This is a genomic window from Nocardia sp. GP40, assembly GCF_050434125.1.
In the GTDB taxonomy this organism is placed as follows: domain Bacteria; phylum Actinomycetota; class Actinomycetes; order Mycobacteriales; family Mycobacteriaceae; genus Nocardia; species Nocardia albiluteola.
The window spans coordinates 51,064-73,347 of sequence record NZ_JBNPVW010000016.1; the positions used below are offsets into that span (position 1 = coordinate 51,064).

Sequence of the window (22,284 nt, forward strand, 5' to 3'; positions counted from 1 at the left end):
GCGTGAAAGGAATCGGTGCATCCGATGCTGCTGACCATCGATGTCCGTAACACCAGTATCGAGATCGGGTTGTTCTCCGGCAGCGGCGAGCATTCGAAGCTGGTGCAGACCTGGCGTACCCACACCAATCCGCTGCTGACGGCCGATGAATTCGCGATGCAGGTGCGCGGGCTGATCGGGGACCGGATCGAGCAGGTGGTCGGGGTGTCCGCGCTCTCGACCGTGCCGCCGGTGCTGCGGGAGCTGCGCGACATGCTGGGCCGGTATTGGGCCCACGTGCCGCACGTCCTGGTCGAGCCGGGGGTGCGCACGGGCATTCCGCTGCTGGTCGACAACCCCAAGGAGGTCGGCGCGGACCGCATCGTGAACTGCCTGTCGGCCTTCCAGCGGTACGGCACGGCGGCGATCGTGGTCGATTTCGGCAGCAGCGCCATCTGCGTGGATCTGGTGTCGGCCAAGGGCGAGTTCCTCGGCGGCGCCATCGCCCCCGGCGTGGAGATCTCCATGGAGGCGCTGGTCGCACGGACCGCGCTGCGCCGCGCGGAGCTGGCGCGCCCGCGCTCGGTGGTCGGCAAGAACAGCGCGGAGTGCATGCAGTCCGGGGCGATCTTCGGCTTCGCGGGCCTGGTGGACGGCCTGATCGATCGCATCCGCGACGAGATGGACGCGTTCGCGGGCAACGACGTCGCGGTGGTCGCAACCGGCGCGAGCGCGGCGCTGATCGTGCCGGAGTCCGAGACCATCGACCATTTCGAACCGCATCTGACCCACGAGGGCCTTCGTGTGGTGTACGAGCGGAATCAGCAGCGGCGCAGGTGAATTCGTCGCCCCGCCTGAGCCGATCGCGACGATCGGTGGCCCGCGGGGCCGGCGCCGGATGCCCGGTGCGGCGGCCGAGTTCTTGCATCGGCCGGTTCGCCTGCTAGACTCGCCGACGTGTCGTACCGCGTGAGCATCCAGGAGTGTTGTCGAGGCTGATTCGCCTCGGCTGATGTCGGGGCTTCGTATCCGCCCCCGGTCAGCACACTTCCCCTGGAGCCTCGCTCATGCGTTCCTCTGCACTCACCCTTTCCCCTCGCGCGCTGTCCTCGCACGTGCCCGCGACCTCCCGCCTGTCCGCCGACGTCACCGATCGCGCGATCGCCTCGGCCCTGCCCACTCGCCTCCGCCCGGCGGATCTGCTGCGCCTGACCGATGAGGGCGCCGAGGACGTGCTGGCGGGCCGGTACGACCATCTCCTGCCACCCGGTGGTGCCTGGCCCCGCGAAGAGCGTTGGGCCACAAGGCTGTCCGCCGACGAAGAGGTCGACGTCTGGCTGATCAGCTGGGTGCCGGACCGCTCGACCGAACTGCACGATCATGCCGGCTCGCTGGGCGCGCTCACCGTGCTCAGTGGTGCGCTGTCGGAATTCCGTTGGAACGGCAGGGAATTGCGCGAACGCACGCTGTCGGCGGGCGATCAGGCGTCGTTCCCGCTCGGCTGGGTGCACGACGTGGTGCGCGCACCCGAGAACGCGGTGCCCGGCCCGCTGGATCCGACACTGTCCGTGCATGCCTATTCACCACCGCTCACCGCCATGTCCTATTACGAGGTCACCGGCCACGGCACCCTGCGCCGCAACCGGACCGTCCTGACCGATCAGCCGGAAGGCGATGTCAAATGACCCAGTCGACGATCGATCGCATGCTGGACCAGGCCCGCGCCCGGTTGCAGCGCATCTACGCATTCGAATTGCCCGACGCGATCGCCCGCGGCGCGCTGCTGGTCGATATTCGGCCGCAGGCGCAGCGGGTGAAGGAGGGCACCCTGCCGGGTGCGCTGGTCGTCGAGCGCAATGTGCTGGAATGGCGCCTGGATCCGACCAGCTCCGCCCGCGTCGCCCTGGCCTCCGGACCCGATGTGGAATGGATCGTCGTCTGCTCCGAGGGATATACCTCGAGCTTGGCCGCGGCGTCCCTGCAGCAGCTCGGATTGTCTCGGGCCACCGATCTGGTCGGCGGATATCAGGCCCTCAAGGCGGCGGGGTTGCTGTCGGTGGCCAGTGGCGCACCTCACTTCGTGCGCGAGGTCGGCGCGCTCGTCTCGGCGTAATTGCCGCCGCACGGTCGTGAATGACCGCGCGGCACAGCCGATTTCGCAAATCTGCCCGGTTTACGGCATTTACGGGCGGGATTCGGTGTGGGGTGGAAGGCCGGTCGAGCGGGTGCGCCTAATTGCGGCCGATTCGGCGCCGCGGGGCACTGCTCGGGCGGAGTAAAACCATTTCTCCGCGCACGATAGGGTGTGGATGTGAGCACCCCGAACAACCCTTCCACCGGTAGCTCCGCGGGCGGCAATCCCACGGGGCAAACCCGTCCTGCCGCAGCGGAAGTCGACGCCCCGGAGCAGATGCGGATTCGCCGGGAGAAGCGCGAGCGCCTGCTCGCCGGCGGTGTGGAACCGTATCCCGTTGTGGTGCCGCGCACACATACGCTCGCGGAAATTCGTGAGACCTATCCCGAGCTCGAACCTGATACCTCGACCGGCCTGACGGTCGGTATCGCGGGACGTGTCATATTTGTGCGCAATACCGGCAAGCTGTGTTTTGCGCGGTTGCAGGAGGGCGACGGCACGCAGTTGCAGGCGATGATCAGCCTGAACGGCGTCGGTGCCGATGCGCTGGCCGCCTGGAAGTCCGATGTCGACCTCGGAGACTTCGTATTCGTGCACGGTGAGGTGATCTCCTCGCGTACGGGTGAATTGAGCGTCATGGCCGATTCCTGGTCCATGGCCGCCAAGTCGCTGCGCCCGCTGCCGGTCGCGCACAAGGAGATGGGCGAGGAAGCCCGGGTCCGGCAGCGGTATGTCGATCTGATCGTGCGCCCGCAGGCGCGGGAAATGGCGCGCACCCGGGTGAAGGCGGTGCTCGCGCTGCGAAATGCGTTGGAGCGCAGGGGTTTCCTCGAGGTGGAGACCCCGATGCTGCAGACCCTGCACGGCGGCGCCGCGGCGCGTCCGTTCATCACCCATTCCAATGCCCTGGATATGGACCTGTACCTGCGCATCGCGCCGGAGCTGTTCCTCAAGCGCTGCGTGGTCGGTGGCATCGAGAAGGTCTTCGAGATCAACCGCAACTTCCGCAACGAGGGCGCCGATTCCACGCATTCGCCCGAGTTCGCGATGCTGGAAACCTACGAGGCGTACGGCACCTACGACGATTCCGCGCGGATGATGCGGGAATTGATCCAGGAGGTCGCGCAGGAGGTCTTCGGCACCCAGGTGGTGACGCTGGCCGACGGCACCGAATACGACCTGAGCGGCGAGTGGAACACCGTCGAGATGTACCCCTCGCTGTCGGACTCGCTGGGTGTGCAGGTCACTCCGGAAACGACGGTGCCGGAATTGCTGGCTCTCGCGGATCGCGTCGGTCTGGAAATTCCGCAGGACAAGGGCTATGGACACGGCAAACTGGTCGAGGAACTGTGGGAGCACGTCTACGGTGACAAGCTCTACGCGCCGACTTTCGTGCGCGACTTCCCCGTGGAGACCTCGCCACTGACGCGGCAGCATCGCAGCAAGGCGGGCGTGACCGAGAAGTGGGATCTCTACGTGCGCGGCTTCGAGTTGGCAACGGGCTATTCGGAACTCGTGGATCCGGTGATTCAGCGGGAGCGGTTCGTCGATCAGGCTCGATTGGCCGCGGCGGGTGACGACGAGGCGATGCGGCTGGACGAGGACTTCCTGGCCGCGATGGAACACGGCATGCCGCCGACTACCGGTACGGGTATGGGAATCGATCGGTTGCTGATGGCACTGACGGGGCACGGAATCCGGGAAACGATACTGTTCCCAATTGTGCGTCCCGCGTCTCGTTGAGTGCAGTTCGGATTCATTCTCGAACCTCCGGCTTGGAAATTTCGAAATTCGAGGTATTCTCGACTCGGGTATCGGCCTAGTATTCGGGTCGCACGATTTCGAGAGGACGTTCATCTCATGGCAAAGAAGGTCACCGTTAGCCTGATCGACGATGTCGACGGTGAGTCCATCGCGGAGGAGACCATCGAGTTCGCGATCGACGGTGTTTCATACGAGATCGACTTGTCCACGACAAACGCGGCGAAGCTGCGGGACGGTCTGGAAACCTGGGTCGCCAGCGCGCGCCGGGTGAGCGGCCGCCGTCGCACTGGCAAGGCCGCCGGGCCTAGCGCCGGCGCGCCCAAGAGCCGCGTGTCGATGGATCGCGAGCAGAGCGCCGCAATTCGGGAATGGGCGCGCCGCAAGGGTCACAAGGTCTCCGCCCGCGGCCGCATCTCCGCGGATATTACCGAGGCGTACAACAAGGAAGTCGGGCGCGCCAACTAGTACCGGCACGGGCACCGGTCGATGGTGAAGAACGACCGGTTGTTCCATTTGCCGCAGCCGTCCGGAGAAATCGTGCGACACCCGGACAGCTGCGGCGTTTTCATGCGTATTAGATATAACCAGTGACGGGTGTTGTGCGCCGATAGCGGTTAGCGATCTTGCTAGGCGCTGCGTGGCGCGGCACCATAGAAACCGTGCAATATACGTCGCTGGTCGAGCGGACCACAGGGGTGTCGGCGCGGTGACGGGATTTCACGGATCGTTCCTGCGCTTCGCCGACGACACCGGCCGGCAGCAGGAACTGATGCTCACCCCGGACGTGCAGCGCATCACCATCGGGCGGTCGTCGCAGGCGGATCTGACTCTGTCCTGGGACGCCGAGGTCTCGCGGCTGCACGCCGCGGTGGAATACCTGGGTGCGCAATGGACGATCATCGACGACGGCCTCTCGCGCAACGGCACCTTCGTCAATGGTGAGCGGCTGGTGGGCCGTCGGCGGCTGGCCCCGGGCGACCGGATCCGGATGGGCAGCTCGATGGTGTCGTTCCACGACTTCGGCGGCGTCGCCGACGATGCGACCCGTATCTCCTCCGGTTCGTTTCCCACGCTGCGCTCGCTGACCGAGACCCAGCGCTCGGTGCTGATCGCGCTGTGCCGCCCGTACAAGAACAATGCCGGATTCGCCACGCCCGCCTCGAATCAGCAGATCGCGGACGAACTGTTCCTGAGCGTGGACGCCATCAAGACCCATCTGCGCACGCTGTTCTCGAAGTTCGGGGTGGAGGATCTGCCGCAGAACCAGAAGCGGGTGCGGCTGGCGGGCCTGGCGATGCAGAGCGGGATCATCGCCGACCGCGATCTGTAGCCGGTTCCGCGACGGCGTTCGCCGATTCCGCTCCGAATGAAACGTGTTCCAACTAGCCTTCCCGGAACGTGTACTAACTTGGGAGGGTCCATGCGGAAGCTTTTGCGACGCGGATTGCCCGGATCGTTGCTGGTCATGGCCGTTCTGATGGCCCTGCTGAGCGATGCCGTCGGAACCGCCTCGGCGGATTATCCGATCGTTTACAACTTCTTCTCGGGCATCCCGAACGAGCTCGAGCATCCGGGCGGATCGCTGCCGGGATCCAACGATTTCTCGTGTCGGCCCACCGCCGCGCATCCGGATCCGGTGGTCCTGGTGCACGGCACCGGCGGTGGGGCGCAAACCAATTGGGGCACCTACGTGCCGTTGCTGGCCGATGCCGGGTACTGCGTCTACTCGCTGACCTATGGGGCCTACGACAATCTGCCCTGGCCCGTCTCGGCGATCGGCGGCATGCGGCCCATCCAGGACAGCGCGGCGCAGCTCGCCGCGTTCGTGCATCGGGTGCTGGCGGGGACCGGGGCGGCGCGGGTCGATCTGATCGCCCATTCCCAGGGCAATACGGTCGGCAACTACTTCATCAAGCGGCTCGGCGGGGACAGCGAGGTCCATCGGTTCGTCGGCCTGGCCGCGCCGTGGGTGGGCACGTTCGGTCCGGTGGCGGATCCGGTGCGGATGTTCGCCCGGCAGCTGGGCGCCGAACCCGCCGTGGACGCGCTGCTCTCGGCCGGCATGTGCATCCCGTGCGGCCAGATGGCCGGTCAGTCGGAGTTCATGCGCGCCCTGAACGCGGACGGCATCTACGACCCGCATGTCACCTACACCACTATCGAGACCCGCTACGACGAGGCGATCGTCCCCTATACGGTCGGCGTGACCCCGGGCCCGGGCGTCACCAACATCCTGGTCCAGGACGGTTGCCAGGCCGATTACTCCGAGCACGCGGGGCTGGCAGGGGACTCCCGCGCGGCCGCCTACGCCCTCAACGCCCTGGACCCGGCGCACCCGGTCCCGGTGCCGTGTCACTTCGTCTCCCCGCTCGCGGGGGGATAGAGGTGACCGCCGCAACTGGGAAGCGGATTGTTCGCTCTCGGCATAGTCGGGGTGGAAACGATTACGGCCAGGGGCACGTTGTGCATGAATAAGTCGGGTTGTGATCTGTTCGCCTAGGGTGGACGGAGGGCGACCGCGACCCTCGCCAACTAGAGTGGAGGCGGGGGATGCAACCCCAAGGCTTCATGGCAGGCTTGCTCTCAGTCGACTGAGCGCCGGATGCCGGAATGTCGGAGCAGGAGAGTGAGGGAGCGATGTTCGAGAGGTTCACCGACCGCGCGAGGCGTGTCGTTGTCCTGGCCCAGGAAGAGGCCCGGATGCTCAACCACAACTACATCGGCACCGAGCACATCCTGCTGGGGCTGATTCACGAGGGTGAGGGCGTCGCGGCCAAGTCGCTGGAGTCACTCGGCATCTCGCTGGAGGGCGTACGCAGCCAGGTGGAGGAGATCATCGGCCAGGGCCAGCAGGCCCCGTCCGGGCACATCCCGTTCACCCCGCGCGCCAAGAAGGTGCTGGAGCTGAGCCTGCGCGAGGCGCTGCAGCTCGGCCACAACTACATCGGTACCGAGCACATCCTGCTCGGTCTGATCCGCGAGGGCGAGGGCGTGGCCGCCCAGGTGCTGGTCAAGCTGGGCGCCGATCTCAACCGCGTGCGTCAGCAGGTCATCCAGCTGCTGTCGGGCTACCAGGGCAAGGAGCCGGTGGAGTCGGGCTCGCGTGGCGAGTCGGGCACCCCGTCCACCTCGCTGGTGCTCGACCAGTTCGGCCGAAACCTGACCCAGGCCGCGCTCGAGGGCAAGCTCGACCCGGTCATCGGACGCGCGAAAGAGATCGAGCGCGTCATGCAGGTGCTCTCGCGCCGCACCAAGAACAACCCGGTGCTGATCGGCGAGCCCGGCGTCGGTAAGACCGCCGTCGTGGAGGGCCTGGCCCAGGCCATCGTCAACGGCGAGGTGCCCGAGACGCTGAAGGACAAGCAGCTGTACACCCTCGACCTGGGTTCCCTGGTCGCGGGCAGCCGCTACCGCGGTGATTTCGAGGAGCGCCTGAAGAAGGTGCTCAAGGAGATCAACACCCGCGGCGACATCATCCTGTTCATCGACGAGCTGCACACGCTGGTCGGTGCGGGCGCGGCCGAGGGCGCTATCGACGCGGCCTCGATCCTCAAGCCCAAGCTGGCCCGCGGCGAGCTGCAGACCATCGGCGCGACCACCCTCGACGAGTACCGCAAGTACATCGAGAAGGACGCCGCCCTCGAGCGCCGGTTCCAGCCGGTGCAGGTCGGCGAGCCGACCGTCGAGCACACCATCAACATCCTCAAGGGCCTGCGCGACCGGTACGAGGCGCATCACCGCGTCTCGATCACCGATTCCGCGCTGGTCGCGGCGGCCACGCTGGCCGACCGCTACATCAACGACCGGTTCCTGCCGGACAAGGCGATCGACCTGATCGACGAGGCGGGCGCGCGCATGCGCATCCGCCGCATGACCGCGCCGCCGGACCTGCGCGAGTTCGACGACAAGATCGCCGACGCGCGCCGGGAGAAGGAAAGCGCGATCGACGCGCAGGACTTCGAGAAGGCCGCGCGCCTGCGCGACAAGGAGAAGCAGCTCGTCGCCAAGCGGGCCGAGCGCGAAAAGCAGTGGCGCTCCGGCGATCTGGACGTCGTGGCCGAGGTCGACGACGAGCAGATCGCGGAGGTGCTGGCCAACTGGACCGGCATTCCGGTGTTCAAGCTCACCGAGGAGGAGACCACCCGTCTGCTCCGCATGGAGGACGAGCTGCACAAGCGGATCATCGGCCAGGAGGACGCGGTCAAGGCCGTGTCCAAGGCCATCCGCCGCACCCGCGCCGGCCTGAAGGATCCGAAGCGTCCGTCGGGCTCGTTCATCTTCGCCGGTCCGTCCGGTGTCGGTAAGACCGAGCTGTCCAAGGCGCTGGCGAACTTCCTGTTCGGCGACGACGACGCGCTCATCCAGATCGACATGGGCGAGTTCCACGACCGCTTCACCGCCTCGCGGCTGTTCGGCGCCCCTCCGGGCTACGTCGGCTACGAGGAGGGCGGCCAGCTCACCGAGAAGGTGCGCCGCAAGCCGTTCTCGGTCGTGCTGTTCGACGAGATCGAGAAGGCCCACCAGGAGATCTACAACACCCTGTTGCAGGTCCTCGAGGATGGCCGCCTCACCGACGGCCAGGGTCGCACGGTCGACTTCAAGAACACCGTGCTGATCTTCACCTCGAACCTGGGCACGTCGGACATCTCGAAGGCCGTCGGCCTGGGCTTCACCCAGAGCAACGCCGAGGGCTCGAACTACGAGCGGATGAAGCTCAAGGTCAACGACGAGCTGAAGAAGCACTTCCGCCCCGAGTTCCTCAACCGCATCGACGACGTGATCGTCTTCCACCAGCTCACGACCGATCAGATCGTGGAGATGGTGGACCTGATGATCAACCGGGTCGGCAACCAGCTGCGGAACAAGGACATGGAGATGGAGCTGTCCGACCAGGCCAAGAGCCTGCTGGCCAAGCGCGGCTTCGATCCGGTGCTGGGCGCCCGCCCGCTGCGCCGGACCATCCAGCGCGAGATCGAGGATCAGCTGTCGGAGAAGATCCTCTTCGGCGAGGTCGGCCCCGGTCAGATCGTCGCGGTCGATGTCGAGGGCTGGGACGGCGAGGGCACCGGCGAGGACGCGAAGTTCACCTTCGTCGGCCGGCCCAAGCCGGTCGCCCCGGTCGACACCGAGGAGAAGCCGGTCGCGGCGCTCGCGGGCGAGACCGCGACGGCGTCCGGGGAGTAGTCCGGAAGGTTTCACCGCACGGCCCCCTCTCGCACTCGCGAGAGGGGGCCGTCGGCATTCTCCTGGCAACGATTCGGGAGAAATTCGGTGGCGGAACCGTAAGCCGTCGTTCATGGTCATTGACAATGTGCGGCGAAGGGAACCCCATGCTGACCGAGACTCGGATCGATACCTTCATCACCGACGGCTTCGTGAAGGTGGAGCAGGCGTTTTCGCGCGAGACCGCCGCCGCCGGGCGGGAAATCCTGTGGCGGGCAACGGGTTGCGATCCGGACGACGCGTCAACGTGGACCCAGCCGGTGGTCCGGCTGGGGGACATGGCGCAGGAACCGTTCCGGACCGCCGCGAATGCCCCGGCGTTGCGCGAGGCATTCGATCAACTTGTCGGGGCGGGACGGTGGGCGCCCCGAGACAGCCTGGGAAGCTGGCCGATTCGGTTTCCGAGCGCCGTGGCACCGGGTGACGACGGCTGGCATGTGGACGCCAGTTTCGGGGAGGGGACGGACTACCTGAATTGGAGGGTCAACCTGTGGTCCCAGGGCCGCGCGCTGTTGATGCTCTTCCTGTTCTCCGACGTGGACGCCGATGATGCGCCCACCCGGATCAGGGTCGGTTCACATCTGCGGTTGCCGTCGGTGCTGGCGTCGGCCGGGGAAGCGGGCCGGACATTGCTCGAAATGCTGGACACCTACGCGGCCACGGCCGACCTGCCGGAGGCGCTGGCCACCGGACGGGCCGGGGACGTGTACCTGTGTCATCCCTTTCTCGTCCATGCAGCGCAGCCGAACCGGACGGGGCGGCCGAAATTCATGGCGCAGCCGCCGCTGCCCCTGCGCGAGCCGTGTGTGCTCGACCGGCCGGACGGCGCGTACTCGCCGCTGGAGCGGGCGATCCGGCTCGGACTCGGTACGGCGACCGGCTGAACCCGCAGCCGGGTGCGGCCGGGGGAGAAAAAGGGCGGGAGTGCAGGGAAAAATGGGGTCTCGTCTGGTGGATGGCCGCGCGTACCGTGGGTTACGGGTACACGAGATTCGACCGGGGGTATTCCCATGACCGATGCCGACCTGACATTGATTGCCGCGCTACTCGATCGTTCCGGGTCGATGCAATCGATCAAATCCGATACCGAGGGCGGATTCGACGCGTATATCGAGCAGCAGCGCGGGGTGCCGAAACGAATCGAGGTCACGCTGGCCCGGTTCGATACCGAATACGAGCCGATCTACGCGAATCGGCCGATCGCGCAGGTGCCGCCACTGGATTTGCAGCCGCGCGGGATGACTGCCCTGTACGACGCGGTCGGGCGGCTGATCACCGATGTCGGCGCGGAACTGGCGGGGTGCCCGGAAAACGAGCGGCCGGGAACGGTGATCGTCGTCGTGCTCACCGACGGGCACGAGAATTCGAGCCGGGAATGGACGCACGAGGCGGTCCGGGCGCTGATCACCCAGCAGCAGGAGCTGTACAGCTGGAATTTCCTCTTCCTGGGCGCGAATATGGACGCGGTCGAGACCGGTAGCCGGATGGGATTCCGCAGGCAGGATTCGATTACGTACGCCGCCGCGCCGGAGGCCGTTGCGGGGGTATTCCGCGCTGCGGCCGCATATTCCGAGCGCTTGCAGGTTCCCGATCCGGCCGGCGCGTCTCGGGGTTTCACGGACTCCGAACGCGAGCAAGCCGATCCGGGGCGTTGAGCGTGAGCAAGCCGACCCGGGTGTGCCCCACGGGATTTCACTGGCGAGCGCGTGCGTGGAGCGGTGGTGACTCACTGCCAGCCGGGGCGAACGAGTCCTGATTCGTACGCCATTACCACGAGCTGCGTCCGGTCGCGGGCGTTGAGCTTCAACAGGATTCGGCTCACATGGGTGCGGGCGGTGGCCGGGCTCAGGAACAGCCGCTCTGCGATCTCGGCATTGGTCAGGCCCTCCGCGACGAGCGTCATCACTTCGCGCTCCCGATCGGTCAGCTCGGTCAGCTCGGCCGCGGGCGCGGGCTTTGCGCGCGAGGCGAATTCCGCGACCAGGCGGCGAGTGACGCTGGGGGACAGCAGCGCATCGCCCCCGGCCACCACCCGCACCGCCTTCACCAGGTCCGCGGGCTCGGTGTGCTTGACCAGGAATCCCGTTGCGCCCGAACGCATCGCCTCGAAGACGTACTCGTCGAGCTCGAAGGTGGTCAGCACCACCACCCGGACCTCGGCCAGCGCGGGATCCGCGGCGATCTGCCGGGTGGCGGCCAGCCCATCCAGCACCGGCATCCGGATGTCCATGAGCACCACGTCCGGCACCAACTCCCGGCACAGCCGCACCGCCTGCTCCCCGTCGGCAGCCTCCCCGGCCACCTCGATCCCCTCCTGCGCGTCCAGCAGCGCCGCGAACCCGCCCCGCACCAGCGCCTGATCGTCGGCAACCACGACTCGAATGTTCATCAGCTCTCCTCGGGGATCGGGAGGTGGGCGGTGACGCGGAACCCGCCGGTGCGCAGCGGGACGGCGGACAGGTCGCCACCCAGGGCGTGTGCGCGCTCAACCATTCCGGTGATGCCATTGCCGCCCGGGGTTGTGGATGGTTGTGGAGCGTTCGGCGGCGCGGTGTTTTCGACCGACAGCAGCAGCTCGCCGGGGGAATAGTTCACGCCGACAATCGCTTCGGAGCCCGGGGCGTGGCGCAGCACGTTGGTCAGCGATTCCTGCACGATGCGGGCCGCGGCCACGTCCAGCACTGCGGGCAGGCGTCCCGGGGTGCCGTTGACCTCGGCCCGCACCACCAGGCCCGCGGCCCGGGCCGGTTCCAGCAGTGCATCCAGCTCGCTGACCCGCACCGTCGGACTCGTCGGCGCCGCAACGGGTTCGGTGCCCGCGCGAATCGACTGCAGCAGTGCGTGCACCTCGCCGAGCGCGTCGCGGCTGGCCGATTTGATCGCCGCCAGTGCGGTCGCCGCCTGCTCGGGCCGGCGGTCCAGCAGTTCCAGCGCCACCGAGGATTGCACATTGATCAGCGAGAGGCTGTGCGCGAGCACGTCGTGCAGTTCGCGGGCGATCGCCAGGCGCTCCTGGGTCGCGCGCTGCTCGCGCTGCGCTGCCTCCCGGGCCTGTTCGGCCTGCCGGTTGCGGCGGGCGGATTCGGCGCGCTGGCGCCGGGCCTGATGTACCACCCGCCGCTGCCGCGCGCCCTCGGCCAGCGCGACCAGCACCGAGAGCCAGGCCAGCAGACCGAGGATCTGCCAGTAGTTGGACGGATGCCCGGCGATCCCGGGCGCGGGCCACACCATCAGTAGAAAGCCGAGGGGCACGACCGGATACGTGTACCAGCGCGGGCCGCGCGTGGCGGCGGACAGGAACGCGATGGCCAGGGCGATGAAGACGGGACCGTATCCGAAACCCGCGAGCAGGTAGGTCAGGGTGACGACCAGCGTGCCAACCAGCACCGGCACCGGGTATCGCCGTCGCGCCACCAGCAGCAGCGGACCGGCCAGCAGCAGCGCGTAGCCGAACGCGTTCAGCTCCCGCGAACCGTGGTGGTGCCAGTGCAGGTTCGCCGCATGCCCGGCACCCACCTGGATGAAGGCCACGATCAGCGCCAGCAGCACGGTGCCGCGACCCGGGCGCATACGTGATTCCACTCCCGAACGGTAGCGCCACACCGGCGGAAATGCGCCCTGCGCACCGCGAATTACGTCGGGATACGTACGGCCGATCGCGCCCGGCGGCGGATGTATCGCGCGGGCATCGCGCGGATTCTCGAAGGCATGAACGATTCGGAATCCACCGGCGGGACAGTGGTTGCGCAGGCGCCCACCGGACCCGACTCGGCCGCCGCGGTCGTGTACACCGAGGCCCTGACCAAGCGCTACGGCGACCAGGTCGCCGTCGACGCGGTCGACATGACGGTGCATCGCGGCGAGATCTACGGCTTCCTGGGCCCCAACGGCGCCGGTAAGACCACCACGCTACGCATGCTGGTCGGGTTGATCCGCCCGACGTCGGGCACGGCCACCGTGCTGGGCCACCATCCGGGCGATCCGCGGGTGTTGCGTCGCACGGGGGTGCTGATCGAGGGTCCGGGCTTCTATCCGTACCTGTCCGGCCGCGACAATCTGCGCGTGCTCGCCAGGTACCGGGGCAGCACCCGCGACGACGTGGAGGACGTGCTGCGACGCGTGGGCCTGTCCGAGCGCGGCAACGACCGCTTCCGCGCCTACTCCCTCGGGATGAAGCAGCGCCTCGGCGTGGCCGCGGCCCTGCTGGGCCGCCCGGACCTGCTGATTCTGGACGAACCCACCAACGGCCTGGATCCGGCCGGAATGGCCGAGATGCGGGAGCTGATCATCGATCTGGCCGCCGACGGGCACACCGTCGTGCTGTCCTCCCACCTGCTCAGCGAGGTGCAGGAGATCTGCGACCGCGTCGGTGTCATCTCCCGAGGGCGCCTGCTCGCGCAGTCCACGGTGAGTGAATTGCGTGGCGCGGCAACCCTTTTCCTGCGGGCCGAGCCCGCCGAACTCGCCTTCCCCGCGGTGCGCGCGGTGGTGGGTGAGCGATCCGCACTGCTGACCGCCGCCGGCATCAGAGTCGATGCGGGTACGGCAACGGCGCCGAAGGTGGCGCGTGCGGTGATCGAGGCGGGCGCGGACCTGCTGGAACTGCGCACCGATGAAAAGTCCTTGGAGGAGGTCTTTTTCGAAATGACCAAGACGGAGGACGCGTCATGACCGAATCATCGTCGACTGTCCGGGAAGTGCGACCGGGACAACGCGCTATGAGAGATCTATTGGATTGCACGCGAGCGGAATTCACGCGGCTGCGAAAATGGCCCGCGTTCTGGACAATTCTCGGCGCCTGGATCGTGCTCAATCTCGTCTTCGCGTATCTGTTCAATTATCTTGCCTACACGACGGGTTCGAATACGCGGATGTCCGACGGCCAGCCGCGCGCGATCCTGTTGCAGCTTATGCTGCCCGCGGCGGTGCCGGAGGTGTTCACCCAGGGCATGGCGATGTTCGGCGGGGCGTTGATGTTGGTGCTCGGCGCGCTGGTGACCGGTAGCGGATATGGTTGGGGCAGTTGGAAAACCGTTCTCACCCAGGGGCCGTCGCGCGTGCGGGTGATCGGCGGGACGGTGATCGCGCTGGCGGGCATCGTGGTGGGGCTGGTGCTGACCGCCTTCGTCGTCGACACCGGGGTCGCCGCGCTGATCGGCGCGGTCCAGCATCAGGCGCTGGCGCTGCCCGGATTCGGGCGGATCGTGCTCGGAATCGTCACGGGCACAGTCATTCTCGCGATGTGGACGCTGGCGGGCGCGCTGATCGGTGTGCTGGCCCGGGGTCCGGCGCTGGCCGTGGGGCTGGGGCTGGTCTACGTGCTGGTGGTGGAGAATCTGCTGCGCGGCGTGGCGTCCATCTTCTCGCCGATCCGGTCGATCACCGATCATCTCCCCGGCACGGCGGCGGGATCGCTCGCGGGCGCGATGCGCACGGTCAAGGGCGCCGCGACGCCCGGGGTGCTGGATATTCTGTCCCGCCCGGCCTCATTCGTGGTGCTCGGAATCTACATCGTAGTTTTCGCCATGGGGACCGTGTGGTTGGTGCGTCGTCGCGACATGGCCTGAGCGTTTCGGACGAGTGCGCCCCGGAACGGCGTCGGCCGAAACCGGCTCACGTGGGCCGGATGTGTCGGGCCCCCGCGGTATCGTCCGGGCATGAGTGATGAGCCGATTGGCGTACCCGATCTGTCGGCGCGGCCGTTCGATCTCACCGCCGAGCGGACGATGGCCGCATCTCCGCAGGCGCTGTACAGCGCCTGGACCGAGCGGTTCGGCGACTGGTTCGCCGCACCGGATTCGGTGCTCATGCGGGCCGCGGTGAACGCGCCCTTCTTCTTCCAGGCCGAGGGCGGTGGGGCCCGGCATCCGCACTACGGCCGCTTCCTGCGGCTCGAGCCCGCGCGGCTGGTCGAGCTGACGTGGGTGACGGGCGCGGGGGGCACCGAGGGCGCCGAGACCGTCGTCACCGTCGAGCTCGCCCCGGCCGGGGAGGGCACCCACCTGACCCTGAACCACCGCGGATTCGCCGGCGAGGCCGCCCGCGACCGGCACAGCCAGGCCTGGCCGATGGTGCTCGAACAGCTCGACGAGCGCACCAGGGGTTGGTAGATCGTTTACGGCTCGAGCATGGTGATCGGTCGCGGCGAACGGGTAGGTTCGTGGTCGGACGGCGTTCTATTCCAACGGCGAAAGGACAGTGATGCCAACACGTAGCGCGCGCACCGCATGGAGCGGGGGCCTGCAGGACGGTTCCGGACAGGTCGAGCTGGTCAGCTCCGGCGTCGGCAAGTACGACGTGTCGTTCCCCAAGCGCGCGGCCGACAACGCCGACGGCACGACCAGCCCGGAGGAGCTGATCGCGGCCGCGCACTCCTCATGCTATGCGATGGCGCTGTCGGCGCAGATCGGCAATGCCGGCGGCACCGTGCAGAGCCTGGACGTCAACGCCGATGTGACCCTGGGGCCGGATCCGGCGGGCGGGTTTCGCATCAGCGGAATCAAGCTGACCGTCCGCGGCCGAGTCACCGGTATCGACGCGGCGGCATTCCAGACCGCTGCGGCAGAGGCCAAGGCCGGGTGCCCGGTCAGCAAGGCGCTCGCCGGGGTCGACACCATCGAGCTGGACGCCGCGCTCGAGGCCTGACACGTCACGCGGACCACTGGACTCTCCGAACCTGATGAAGGGGCCGCGGCCGCCTTCACCGGTTCGCAGAGTCCAGTCTGCCCGACGCGCTCGTGGCCGGATCGTTTGTCCGGTCCCGGCCACGAGCACCGTGAGGTCAGGCGGCCGGGCAACGAGGGTCAGTTCGTCTTGCTCGTCACGTCGAGCACAACCTCGAACTCGAGCAGCGAGGCCCCGGTGGCCACCGGCTTGCGGCTCGGGTCGCCCGCATGGGCCTCCTTGGCCGGGCCGTCCCGCCACGCGGCGAAGGACTCCTCCGAATCCCACTGCGTGACAACGAAATACCGGTTGTCACCGGCGACCGGGCGGAGCAGCTGGAACCCGAGGAAGCCCGGCGAGTTCTCCACCGCGTGGGCGCGATGGGCGAACCGCTTCTCCAGCTCGGGTCCCGCGCCCTCGGGCACCTCGATTGCATTGATCTTTACGACAGCCATGCGCACCAGGCTAGCGCCGGGCCGACGCGGGCGCCCCTACCGCCTGGTGGATGACGCGGTGGACCGAGTAGCCCTCGAGGCGGCCCGGCACCGTTCAGCAAACTCCAGGTGAACGAGATCGCCGGCGCCTGTGCGATAAGTCCGCGGGCCGCCTAACGTTCCCGGCAGTGAACGGTCCCGCGATTGCGGATCCTCCACCGCACTCCCGATACTCCATCGTGCCGAGGCGGAGCAGGCTTCCGCGCTCGGGCGGAGAAGCAGGGAGCGCGATGCGGTCATGACGGTGCAATTCGAGGGTCGTCGGGCGCTGCGCGATCGTCGCCGCCCGCGTGTCCCGCACTTCGGGCAGTTACTGACCGCCGCCGTGGACCATCGCCCCGACGCGGTGGCGATCCGGTTCGATCCCACCGGGGAGCCGGACGACCACCGCGACATCATCTACGCGGACCTGGACGGGGCCTCCACGCGGCTGGCGCGGGAGCTGATCGATCGCAGTGTCGGCGCGGGGGACGTGGTGGCCGTCGCCCTGGGCCGCGGCATCGAATCGGTGGTGTCGGTGTGGGCGGTCGCGAAAACGGGCGCGGCGTACCTCCCGGTGGACCCGGCCTTCCCCGCGGAACGTATCGGCCACATCCTCGCCGACTCCGGAGCAGCGCTCGGGGTGACGCTGACCCGGCATCGCGGGGCACTTGGCGCGGGTATCCCCTGGATCGAGCTGGACGAGCCGGAACAGGCCGGGGCGATTGCCGGGCGTCCGGCGGACCCGGTGACCTACCTGGATCGGGTGCGCAGGATTCACGACCAGCATCCGGCGTATGTCATCTACACCTCGGGCTCCACGGGACGGCCCAAGGGGGTCGTGGTCACGCATTCCGGCCTCGGCCCGCTGGTCGCCGCGGCGCAGCGGAGATACGGGGTGGACGCCGCGTCGCGGGTGCTGCAGCTCTGCTCGCTCAGCTTCGATGTGTCGGTGCTCGAGCTGCTGCTGGCGTTTGCTTCGGGTGCGACCCTGGTGGTGGCGCCGCCCGGTGTGGTCGGTGGCGCCGATCTCGCGGATCTCATACGGCGAGAACGGATCTCCCACCTGCTCATCACGCCCGCCGCGCTGGAATCGGTGGACGCTACCGACCTGCCGGACCTGCGGGTCGTGGTGGTTGCGGGAGACCGATTCGGCCCGGAGCTCGCGAATCGCTGGAGCGGTGCACGGGCCTTCCACAACGGATACGGGCCGACCGAGGCGACGATCCTGGCGACCGGCAGCGCCGCGATCCGGCCCGGCGAGCCGATCACGATCGGCGCCCCCTTTCCGGAAGTCGGTGCGTGGGTGCTGGATTCGCGGCTCGAGCCCGTGCCCTTCGGGGTGGTCGGTGAGCTGTACCTGTCGGGTCCGGCCCAGGCGCGAGGCTATCTCGGTCGGCCCGGCCTGACGGCGCAGCGTTTCGTGGCCGCGCCGGGGTACGCCGGGACTGCGGGTTCCAGGATGTACCGCACCGGTGACCTGGTACGACGGCGTGACCACGGGGAACTGGAGTTCGTCGGCCGCGCGGACTTCCAGGTGAAGATCCGCGGAATTCGCGTCGAGCCCAGCGAGGTCGACGAGGTGCTGTCCGATCACCCGGACGTGGATGTCGCGTTGACGGTCGGATCTGAATTACCTTCGGGTGCAACTGGATTGGTTTCCTACATCGTAGGGCGTGCCGGAACCACCCCGGATGCAGGGGAACTGGTCACTTTTGCCGCCGGTCGGCTACCGGATCACCTTGTGCCCGTGCTGATCACGGTCCTGGACGAGTTGCCGCTGACGCCTGTCGGCAAGATCGACCGGGCGGCGCTGCCCGAACCCGTCTTCGCTCGCCCGTACCGCGCGCCGGAGACCGCCGACGAGCGGACCCTCGCAACGCTGTTCACCGAGTTGCTCGCAGTACCCACGGTCGGGGCCGACGATTCGTTTCTCGCACTCGGCGGCGACAGCATCACGTCGCTGCGGCTGGTGTCGCGAGCCCGGGCGGCGGGGCTGGCGTTCGGTCCCGCCGACGTGTTCGAGCACCGGACGGTGGCGGCGCTCGCACGGATCGCGGTCCGTGTCGAGCCCGAGGCTGACACCGCTCCCTCGGATACGCCGCTGGTCCAGGTGCCGGACGAGGACCTGGCGGCCTGGCGACAGCGATACGAACACATCTCGGAGGTCCTGCCGCTCGCGCCGATGCAGGCCGGTCTGCTGTTCCATCTGGAACTCGCGGCCGGGGTGGTCGACGACTACCTCGGCCAGTTCGTGCTGGAACTGTCCGGCGTCGTCGATGCGGACCGGCTGCGTCTGGCGGTTCGGGCCCTGTTCGATCGGCACGACAATCTGCGGGTCGCGTTCGCGCGCACCGCCGATGGGACTCCGGTACAGCTCGTCATCGACCCCATCGACCTGCCGTGGCAGCAGCACGAGGGCGTCCGCGATGCCGACCTGCCCGCACTGCTGACCGCCGCGCAGCGCCTGGATCCGGCGCGGCCGCCCCTGGCGCGATTCACCCTGTGCCGCACGGAGTCCGGATGCACCTACCTCGCGATCACCGCGCACCACATCCTGATCGACGGCTGGTCGATACCGCTGCTGGTGCGGGATCTGCTGGCGCTGTACGCCGCGCACGGTGCGGCGGCCGCGCTGCCCCGCCCACGCCCCTACCGTGACTATCTGCGATGGCTGGCCGCTCGGGACAGCGCTGCCGCGCGCCGTGTGTGGGCCACGGCGCTGACCGGTGCGACGCCCACCGCGCTCACCGCCGCACTCGAGCGTCCCGGCACGCCGGTCACGGGATTTCGCTGTCACGAGGTCGTGGTGCCCACCCCGCACACGGCGGCGCTGGTTGCCGCCGCCGCGGCGGCCGAGGTAACGGTGAACACCCTGGTCCAGGCGGCCTGGGGGCTGGTGCTGTCGGCCACCACCGGTCACGCCGACGTGGTGTTCGGCGCCGTCGTCTCGGGGCGGCCCGCCTCCCTGGCGGGTGTCGACGAAATGGTCGGCATGTTCGTCAACACCATCCCCGTGCGGGTGCGCATCGATCCGCACGAGACCGTGACCGAACTGCTGGCCCGGCTGCAGCGCGAGCAGGCCGCGCTGCTGGACCACCACCACCTCGGACTGCCCGAGATGCAACGAGCCGCGGGCGCCGACGAGTTGTTCGATACCCTGGTGGCCTTCGAGTCTTTCCCGGTCGATGCCGCTGGATTGCGCAGCGCGGCAGGCGATGTCGACGGTCTCGCGATCGCCGACATCCGGGAGGCCGACTACGGTCACTACCCGCTGACCGTGGTGGTCACCGTGGATGCGCAGATTCGAATCCAATTTCCTTACCGCAGTGACATTTTCAGCGAGGAATCGGTCCGGGATCTGGCCGATCGGCTGCTGCGCGTGCTGGACGAGTTCGCCCGGCGCCCGGGCCTGCGACTGGCCGGAATCGACCTGGTCGACGCGGCCGAACGGGATCGGCTGACCACGGCGTCCGGTGGCGCGCCGACGCTGTCCGGTCGCATGCCCGACCTGCTGACGCGCGGGGTTGCCCTCGGGCGCGACCGCACCGCGATCCGCCATCGCGGGGTATCGGTCGGCTACGGCGAACTCGACGCGTACTCCTCCCGGCTGGCCCGTGTCCTGATCGAACGCGGTGTGGGACCCGAACATGTTGTCGCCCTGGCCTTGCCGCGCTCGTACGAGATGGTCGCCGCGGTCTGGGCGGTGGCCAAGGCCGGTGGTGCGTACGTTCCGGTGGATCCGACGTATCCCGAGGATCGGGTGCGGTACATGCTGGCCGATTCCGGCGCCGTGCTCGGCGTGAGCATCGCCGCGTTCGCCGATCGGCTGCCAGTGGGGGCGACATGGCTGATCCTGGACGATCCGGCGACCGAGGCATCATGCGCGGGGCAGTCGAGCGATCCGATCGGCGATGCGGATCGGCTTGCGCCGCTGCGGCTTTCGCATCCGGCGTATCTGATCTACACCTCCGGATCGACGGGGGCACCCAAGGGCGTGGTGGTCTCGCACGAGGGGCTCGCGGCGCTGACCCAGTACGCACGCGAGGCGCTCCAGGTCGACGCCGGACATCGCGTGCTGGATCACACCACACCGAGTTTCGATCCCACCGTGCAGCAGTGGCTGATGACGTTCAGCACCGGCGCCACCCTGGTGATCGCGCCGTCCGACCTGATCGGCGGCGAAGACCTCGCGGAACTGGCTCGCGCCGAACGGATTACGCACTGGATGAGCATTCCGGCGGTCCTGGCGACCGTCGACCCCGGCGGACTTCCGGAGCTGCGGGTCGTGGTTTCCGGCGGCGACGCGCTGACCGAAGATCTCGTGTCTCGATGGCAGCCGGGTCGTCGGTTCGTCAACGCGTATGGTCCGACCGAGGCGACGGTAGGCTCGACCGGCGTCTGCGTCGTGGCGGGCCGGAAGATCACGATCGGCACCCCGAAGTACGGCATCACCACGATGGTGCTGGACTCCCGGTTGCGGCCCGTGCCGCCCGGCGTCGTCGGCGAGCTCTACCTGTCCGGGGTCGGACTGGCGCGGGGCTATCACGGCAGGCCCGGCCTCACCGGGCAGCACTTCCTCGCCGATCCGTGGGGACCGGCGGGGCGGCGCATGTACCGGACCGGTGATCTCGTGCGGTGGACCACCGGACCCGCCGGCACTCCTGAACTGGAATACCTGGGGCGCACGGACTCTCAGGTCAAGATCCGCGGCATCCGCGTCGAACTCGGCGAGATCGACGCCGCACTGCGCGCACTCCCCGGCATCGATTTCGCCCTCACGGTGGGCCGCCGCAACGGCGCCGGTGCGCTCGTTCCGGTCTCGTACGTGCTGGCGGCGCCGGGCCACCCACTCGACCCGGCCGCCGTGCGCGCCGATCTCACCGCCCGCCTGCCCCGGCATCTGATCCCGGCGGCGCTGATGATGCTGGACCGGGTGCCGCTCACCCCGATGGGCAAGGTGGACCGCAAAGCCCTGCCCGCACCGGTATTCGCGACCGGGGACTATCGGCCGCCGGTCACCGCCGACGAGCGGATGGTGTGTGAGATCTTCGCCGAGGTGCTCGGAGCGGATCGAATCGGGCTGGACGACAACTTCTTCGAATGCGGCGGCAGTTCGCTGCTTGCCACCCGGGTGGCCGCGCGGCTGAGTTCCGTACTGGGACACCGGGTACCGGTCACGGCGCTGTTCACCGCCGCGACACCCGGGGCCCTGGCCGCGGGGCTGCGGGCCGGCCGGATCGACGCGGCCGGTGCGTTCGAGGTGCTGCTGCCGATCCGCCCGGGTGGCGGGTCGGCGCCGCTGTTCTGCGTCCATCCGATCGGCGGTATCGCCTGGTCGTTCGCCGGCCTGGCGGCGCACCTGGACCCCGATCGGCCCCTCTACGGACTGCAGTCACCGGCGCTGGCATCGGACGAGCCGCCGCCCGCCTCCATCGAGGACTGGGCCCGTCGCTACCTGCGGGAAATGCGGACGGTCCAGCCGTCCGGGCCCTACCATCTGCTGGGCTGGTCGCAGGGCGGTGTGATCGCCCATGCGATCGCGGCCCTGCTGCAGGCCGAGGGCGAGCAGGTGGGGCTGCTCGCGATGATGGACAGCCGCCTGGTCCACGAGTCCGGCGCGGTCGCCGGTCCCGAACCGATCGAGCTGCTCAGCGGGCTGCTCGGGCGGTCGTTCGACGATGCCCCGGCCCCCGAGATCCACGACGTGCCGCAGCTGGTCGAGTACCTGTCCCGTTTGCCCGAGCCGTTCGCATCCTTCGGCGCCGACCGGATCTCCCGGGTGCTCGAGGCAGCGGTGAGTTCGCTCGAGGCCGAATACCATCCGGTCCCGGTGGCGGGCGATCTGGTCTATTTCACTGCCTCGCAGGACGATCCGACCGGAGTGGCGGGCGCATCGACGTGGACCGGCGCGATGCTCGGCGGCATCCGTAATCATCCGGTCGCGGTCACCCACTGGCACATGACCACCGGCGCGGCCCTAGCACGGATCGGTGCGGTGCTGACCGAGACCCTGGCGGGTGCGCGTCCCGCTCGAGAGGACTAGCC

18 protein-coding genes are annotated in these 22,284 nt (G+C 68.4%); 15 read left to right on the top strand and 3 right to left on the bottom strand.

Annotation, left to right across the window (positions count from 1 at the left end):
- Positions 1-24 precede the first annotated feature (24 nt).
- The 10 genes from ABH933_RS36450 to ABH933_RS36495 all read left to right on the top strand — a co-directional run bounded on the left by ABH933_RS36450 (position 25) and on the right by ABH933_RS36495 (position 10,755).
- Positions 25-819 carry a type III pantothenate kinase gene (locus ABH933_RS36450; RefSeq protein ID WP_215915458.1) on the top strand — a complete coding sequence of 265 codons (795 nt, stop codon included), beginning with the start codon at positions 25-27 and terminating at the stop codon, positions 817-819.
- Positions 820-1,046: 227 nt separating this feature from the next.
- The gene (locus ABH933_RS36455; RefSeq protein WP_215915459.1) at positions 1,047-1,664 is read left to right on the top strand and encodes a cysteine dioxygenase; all 618 of its coding nucleotides are present in this window, start codon (positions 1,047-1,049) and stop codon (positions 1,662-1,664) included.
- The gene (locus ABH933_RS36460) at positions 1,661-2,092 is read left to right on the top strand and encodes a rhodanese-like domain-containing protein (protein ID WP_429424491.1); all 432 of its coding nucleotides are present in this window, start codon (positions 1,661-1,663) and stop codon (positions 2,090-2,092) included. The genes ABH933_RS36455 and ABH933_RS36460 overlap by 4 nt, the downstream gene beginning before the upstream one ends.
- Before the next feature lie 297 nt (positions 2,093-2,389).
- Positions 2,390-3,856 carry a lysine--tRNA ligase gene (gene lysS / locus ABH933_RS36465; RefSeq protein ID WP_429424801.1) on the top strand — a complete coding sequence of 489 codons (1,467 nt, stop codon included), beginning with the start codon at positions 2,390-2,392 and terminating at the stop codon, positions 3,854-3,856.
- Positions 3,857-3,973: 117 nt separating this feature from the next.
- Positions 3,974-4,342 carry a histone-like nucleoid-structuring protein Lsr2 gene (locus ABH933_RS36470; protein ID WP_429424493.1) on the top strand — a complete coding sequence of 123 codons (369 nt, stop codon included), beginning with the start codon at positions 3,974-3,976 and terminating at the stop codon, positions 4,340-4,342.
- A gap of 304 nt (positions 4,343-4,646) precedes the next feature.
- On the top strand, positions 4,647-5,207 hold the full coding sequence (locus ABH933_RS36475) for an FHA domain-containing protein (RefSeq protein ID WP_429424802.1): 561 nt from the start codon (positions 4,647-4,649) through the stop codon (positions 5,205-5,207).
- Between the two features lie 90 nt (positions 5,208-5,297).
- Positions 5,298-6,260: an esterase/lipase family protein gene (locus ABH933_RS36480; RefSeq protein ID WP_429424495.1), complete on the top strand. Its 963-nt coding sequence runs from the start codon at positions 5,298-5,300 to the stop codon at positions 6,258-6,260.
- A 254-nt stretch (positions 6,261-6,514) separates the two neighbouring features.
- A complete protein-coding gene (locus ABH933_RS36485) occupies positions 6,515-9,061 on the top strand; it encodes an ATP-dependent Clp protease ATP-binding subunit (RefSeq protein WP_429424497.1) in 2,547 nt (848 codons plus the stop codon).
- Between the two features lie 146 nt (positions 9,062-9,207).
- A complete protein-coding gene (locus tag ABH933_RS36490) occupies positions 9,208-9,984 on the top strand; it encodes a phytanoyl-CoA dioxygenase family protein (protein WP_429424499.1) in 777 nt (258 codons plus the stop codon).
- A gap of 126 nt (positions 9,985-10,110) precedes the next feature.
- On the top strand, positions 10,111-10,755 hold the full coding sequence (locus ABH933_RS36495) for a VWA domain-containing protein (RefSeq protein WP_429424500.1): 645 nt from the start codon (positions 10,111-10,113) through the stop codon (positions 10,753-10,755).
- 71 nt (positions 10,756-10,826) lie between these two features.
- Here the strand turns inward: ABH933_RS36495 and ABH933_RS36500 are convergent, their stop codons facing one another.
- Both ABH933_RS36500 and ABH933_RS36505 read right to left on the bottom strand, forming a co-directional pair.
- Positions 10,827-11,489, bottom strand: coding sequence for a response regulator transcription factor (locus ABH933_RS36500; protein ID WP_215915466.1), 663 nt, complete (start codon positions 11,487-11,489; stop codon positions 10,827-10,829).
- A complete protein-coding gene (locus tag ABH933_RS36505; RefSeq protein WP_429424503.1) occupies positions 11,489-12,682 on the bottom strand; it encodes a sensor histidine kinase in 1,194 nt (397 codons plus the stop codon). The genes ABH933_RS36500 and ABH933_RS36505 overlap by 1 nt, the downstream gene beginning before the upstream one ends.
- A 261-nt stretch (positions 12,683-12,943) precedes the next feature.
- On the opposite strand from ABH933_RS36505, the gene ABH933_RS36510 reads away from it, so the two are divergent.
- From ABH933_RS36510 to ABH933_RS36525, 4 genes are all read left to right on the top strand, one after another.
- On the top strand, positions 12,944-13,771 hold the full coding sequence (locus ABH933_RS36510) for an ABC transporter ATP-binding protein (protein WP_429424804.1): 828 nt from the start codon (positions 12,944-12,946) through the stop codon (positions 13,769-13,771).
- 47 nt (positions 13,772-13,818) lie between these two features.
- Positions 13,819-14,667: an ABC transporter permease gene (locus ABH933_RS36515; RefSeq protein WP_429424505.1), complete on the top strand. Its 849-nt coding sequence runs from the start codon at positions 13,819-13,821 to the stop codon at positions 14,665-14,667.
- Positions 14,668-14,757: 90 nt separating this feature from the next.
- Entirely contained in the window at positions 14,758-15,210 is a 453-nt protein-coding gene (locus ABH933_RS36520) for an SRPBCC family protein (protein ID WP_429424507.1), read from the top strand.
- A gap of 91 nt (positions 15,211-15,301) precedes the next feature.
- Entirely contained in the window at positions 15,302-15,745 is a 444-nt protein-coding gene (locus tag ABH933_RS36525; RefSeq protein ID WP_429424509.1) for an OsmC family peroxiredoxin, read from the top strand.
- Between the two features lie 158 nt (positions 15,746-15,903).
- Here ABH933_RS36525 and ABH933_RS36530 read toward each other — a convergent pair whose 3' ends face one another.
- Positions 15,904-16,218: an antibiotic biosynthesis monooxygenase family protein gene (locus tag ABH933_RS36530; RefSeq protein WP_215915471.1), complete on the bottom strand. Its 315-nt coding sequence runs from the start codon at positions 16,216-16,218 to the stop codon at positions 15,904-15,906.
- A gap of 277 nt (positions 16,219-16,495) precedes the next feature.
- Here ABH933_RS36530 and ABH933_RS36535 point away from each other — a divergent pair, with 277 nt between their 5' ends.
- Positions 16,496-22,282 (top strand): amino acid adenylation domain-containing protein, encoded by a 5,787-nt coding sequence (locus ABH933_RS36535; RefSeq protein WP_429424511.1) that lies wholly within the window; start codon positions 16,496-16,498, stop codon positions 22,280-22,282.
- Positions 22,283-22,284: the final 2 nt, after the last annotated feature.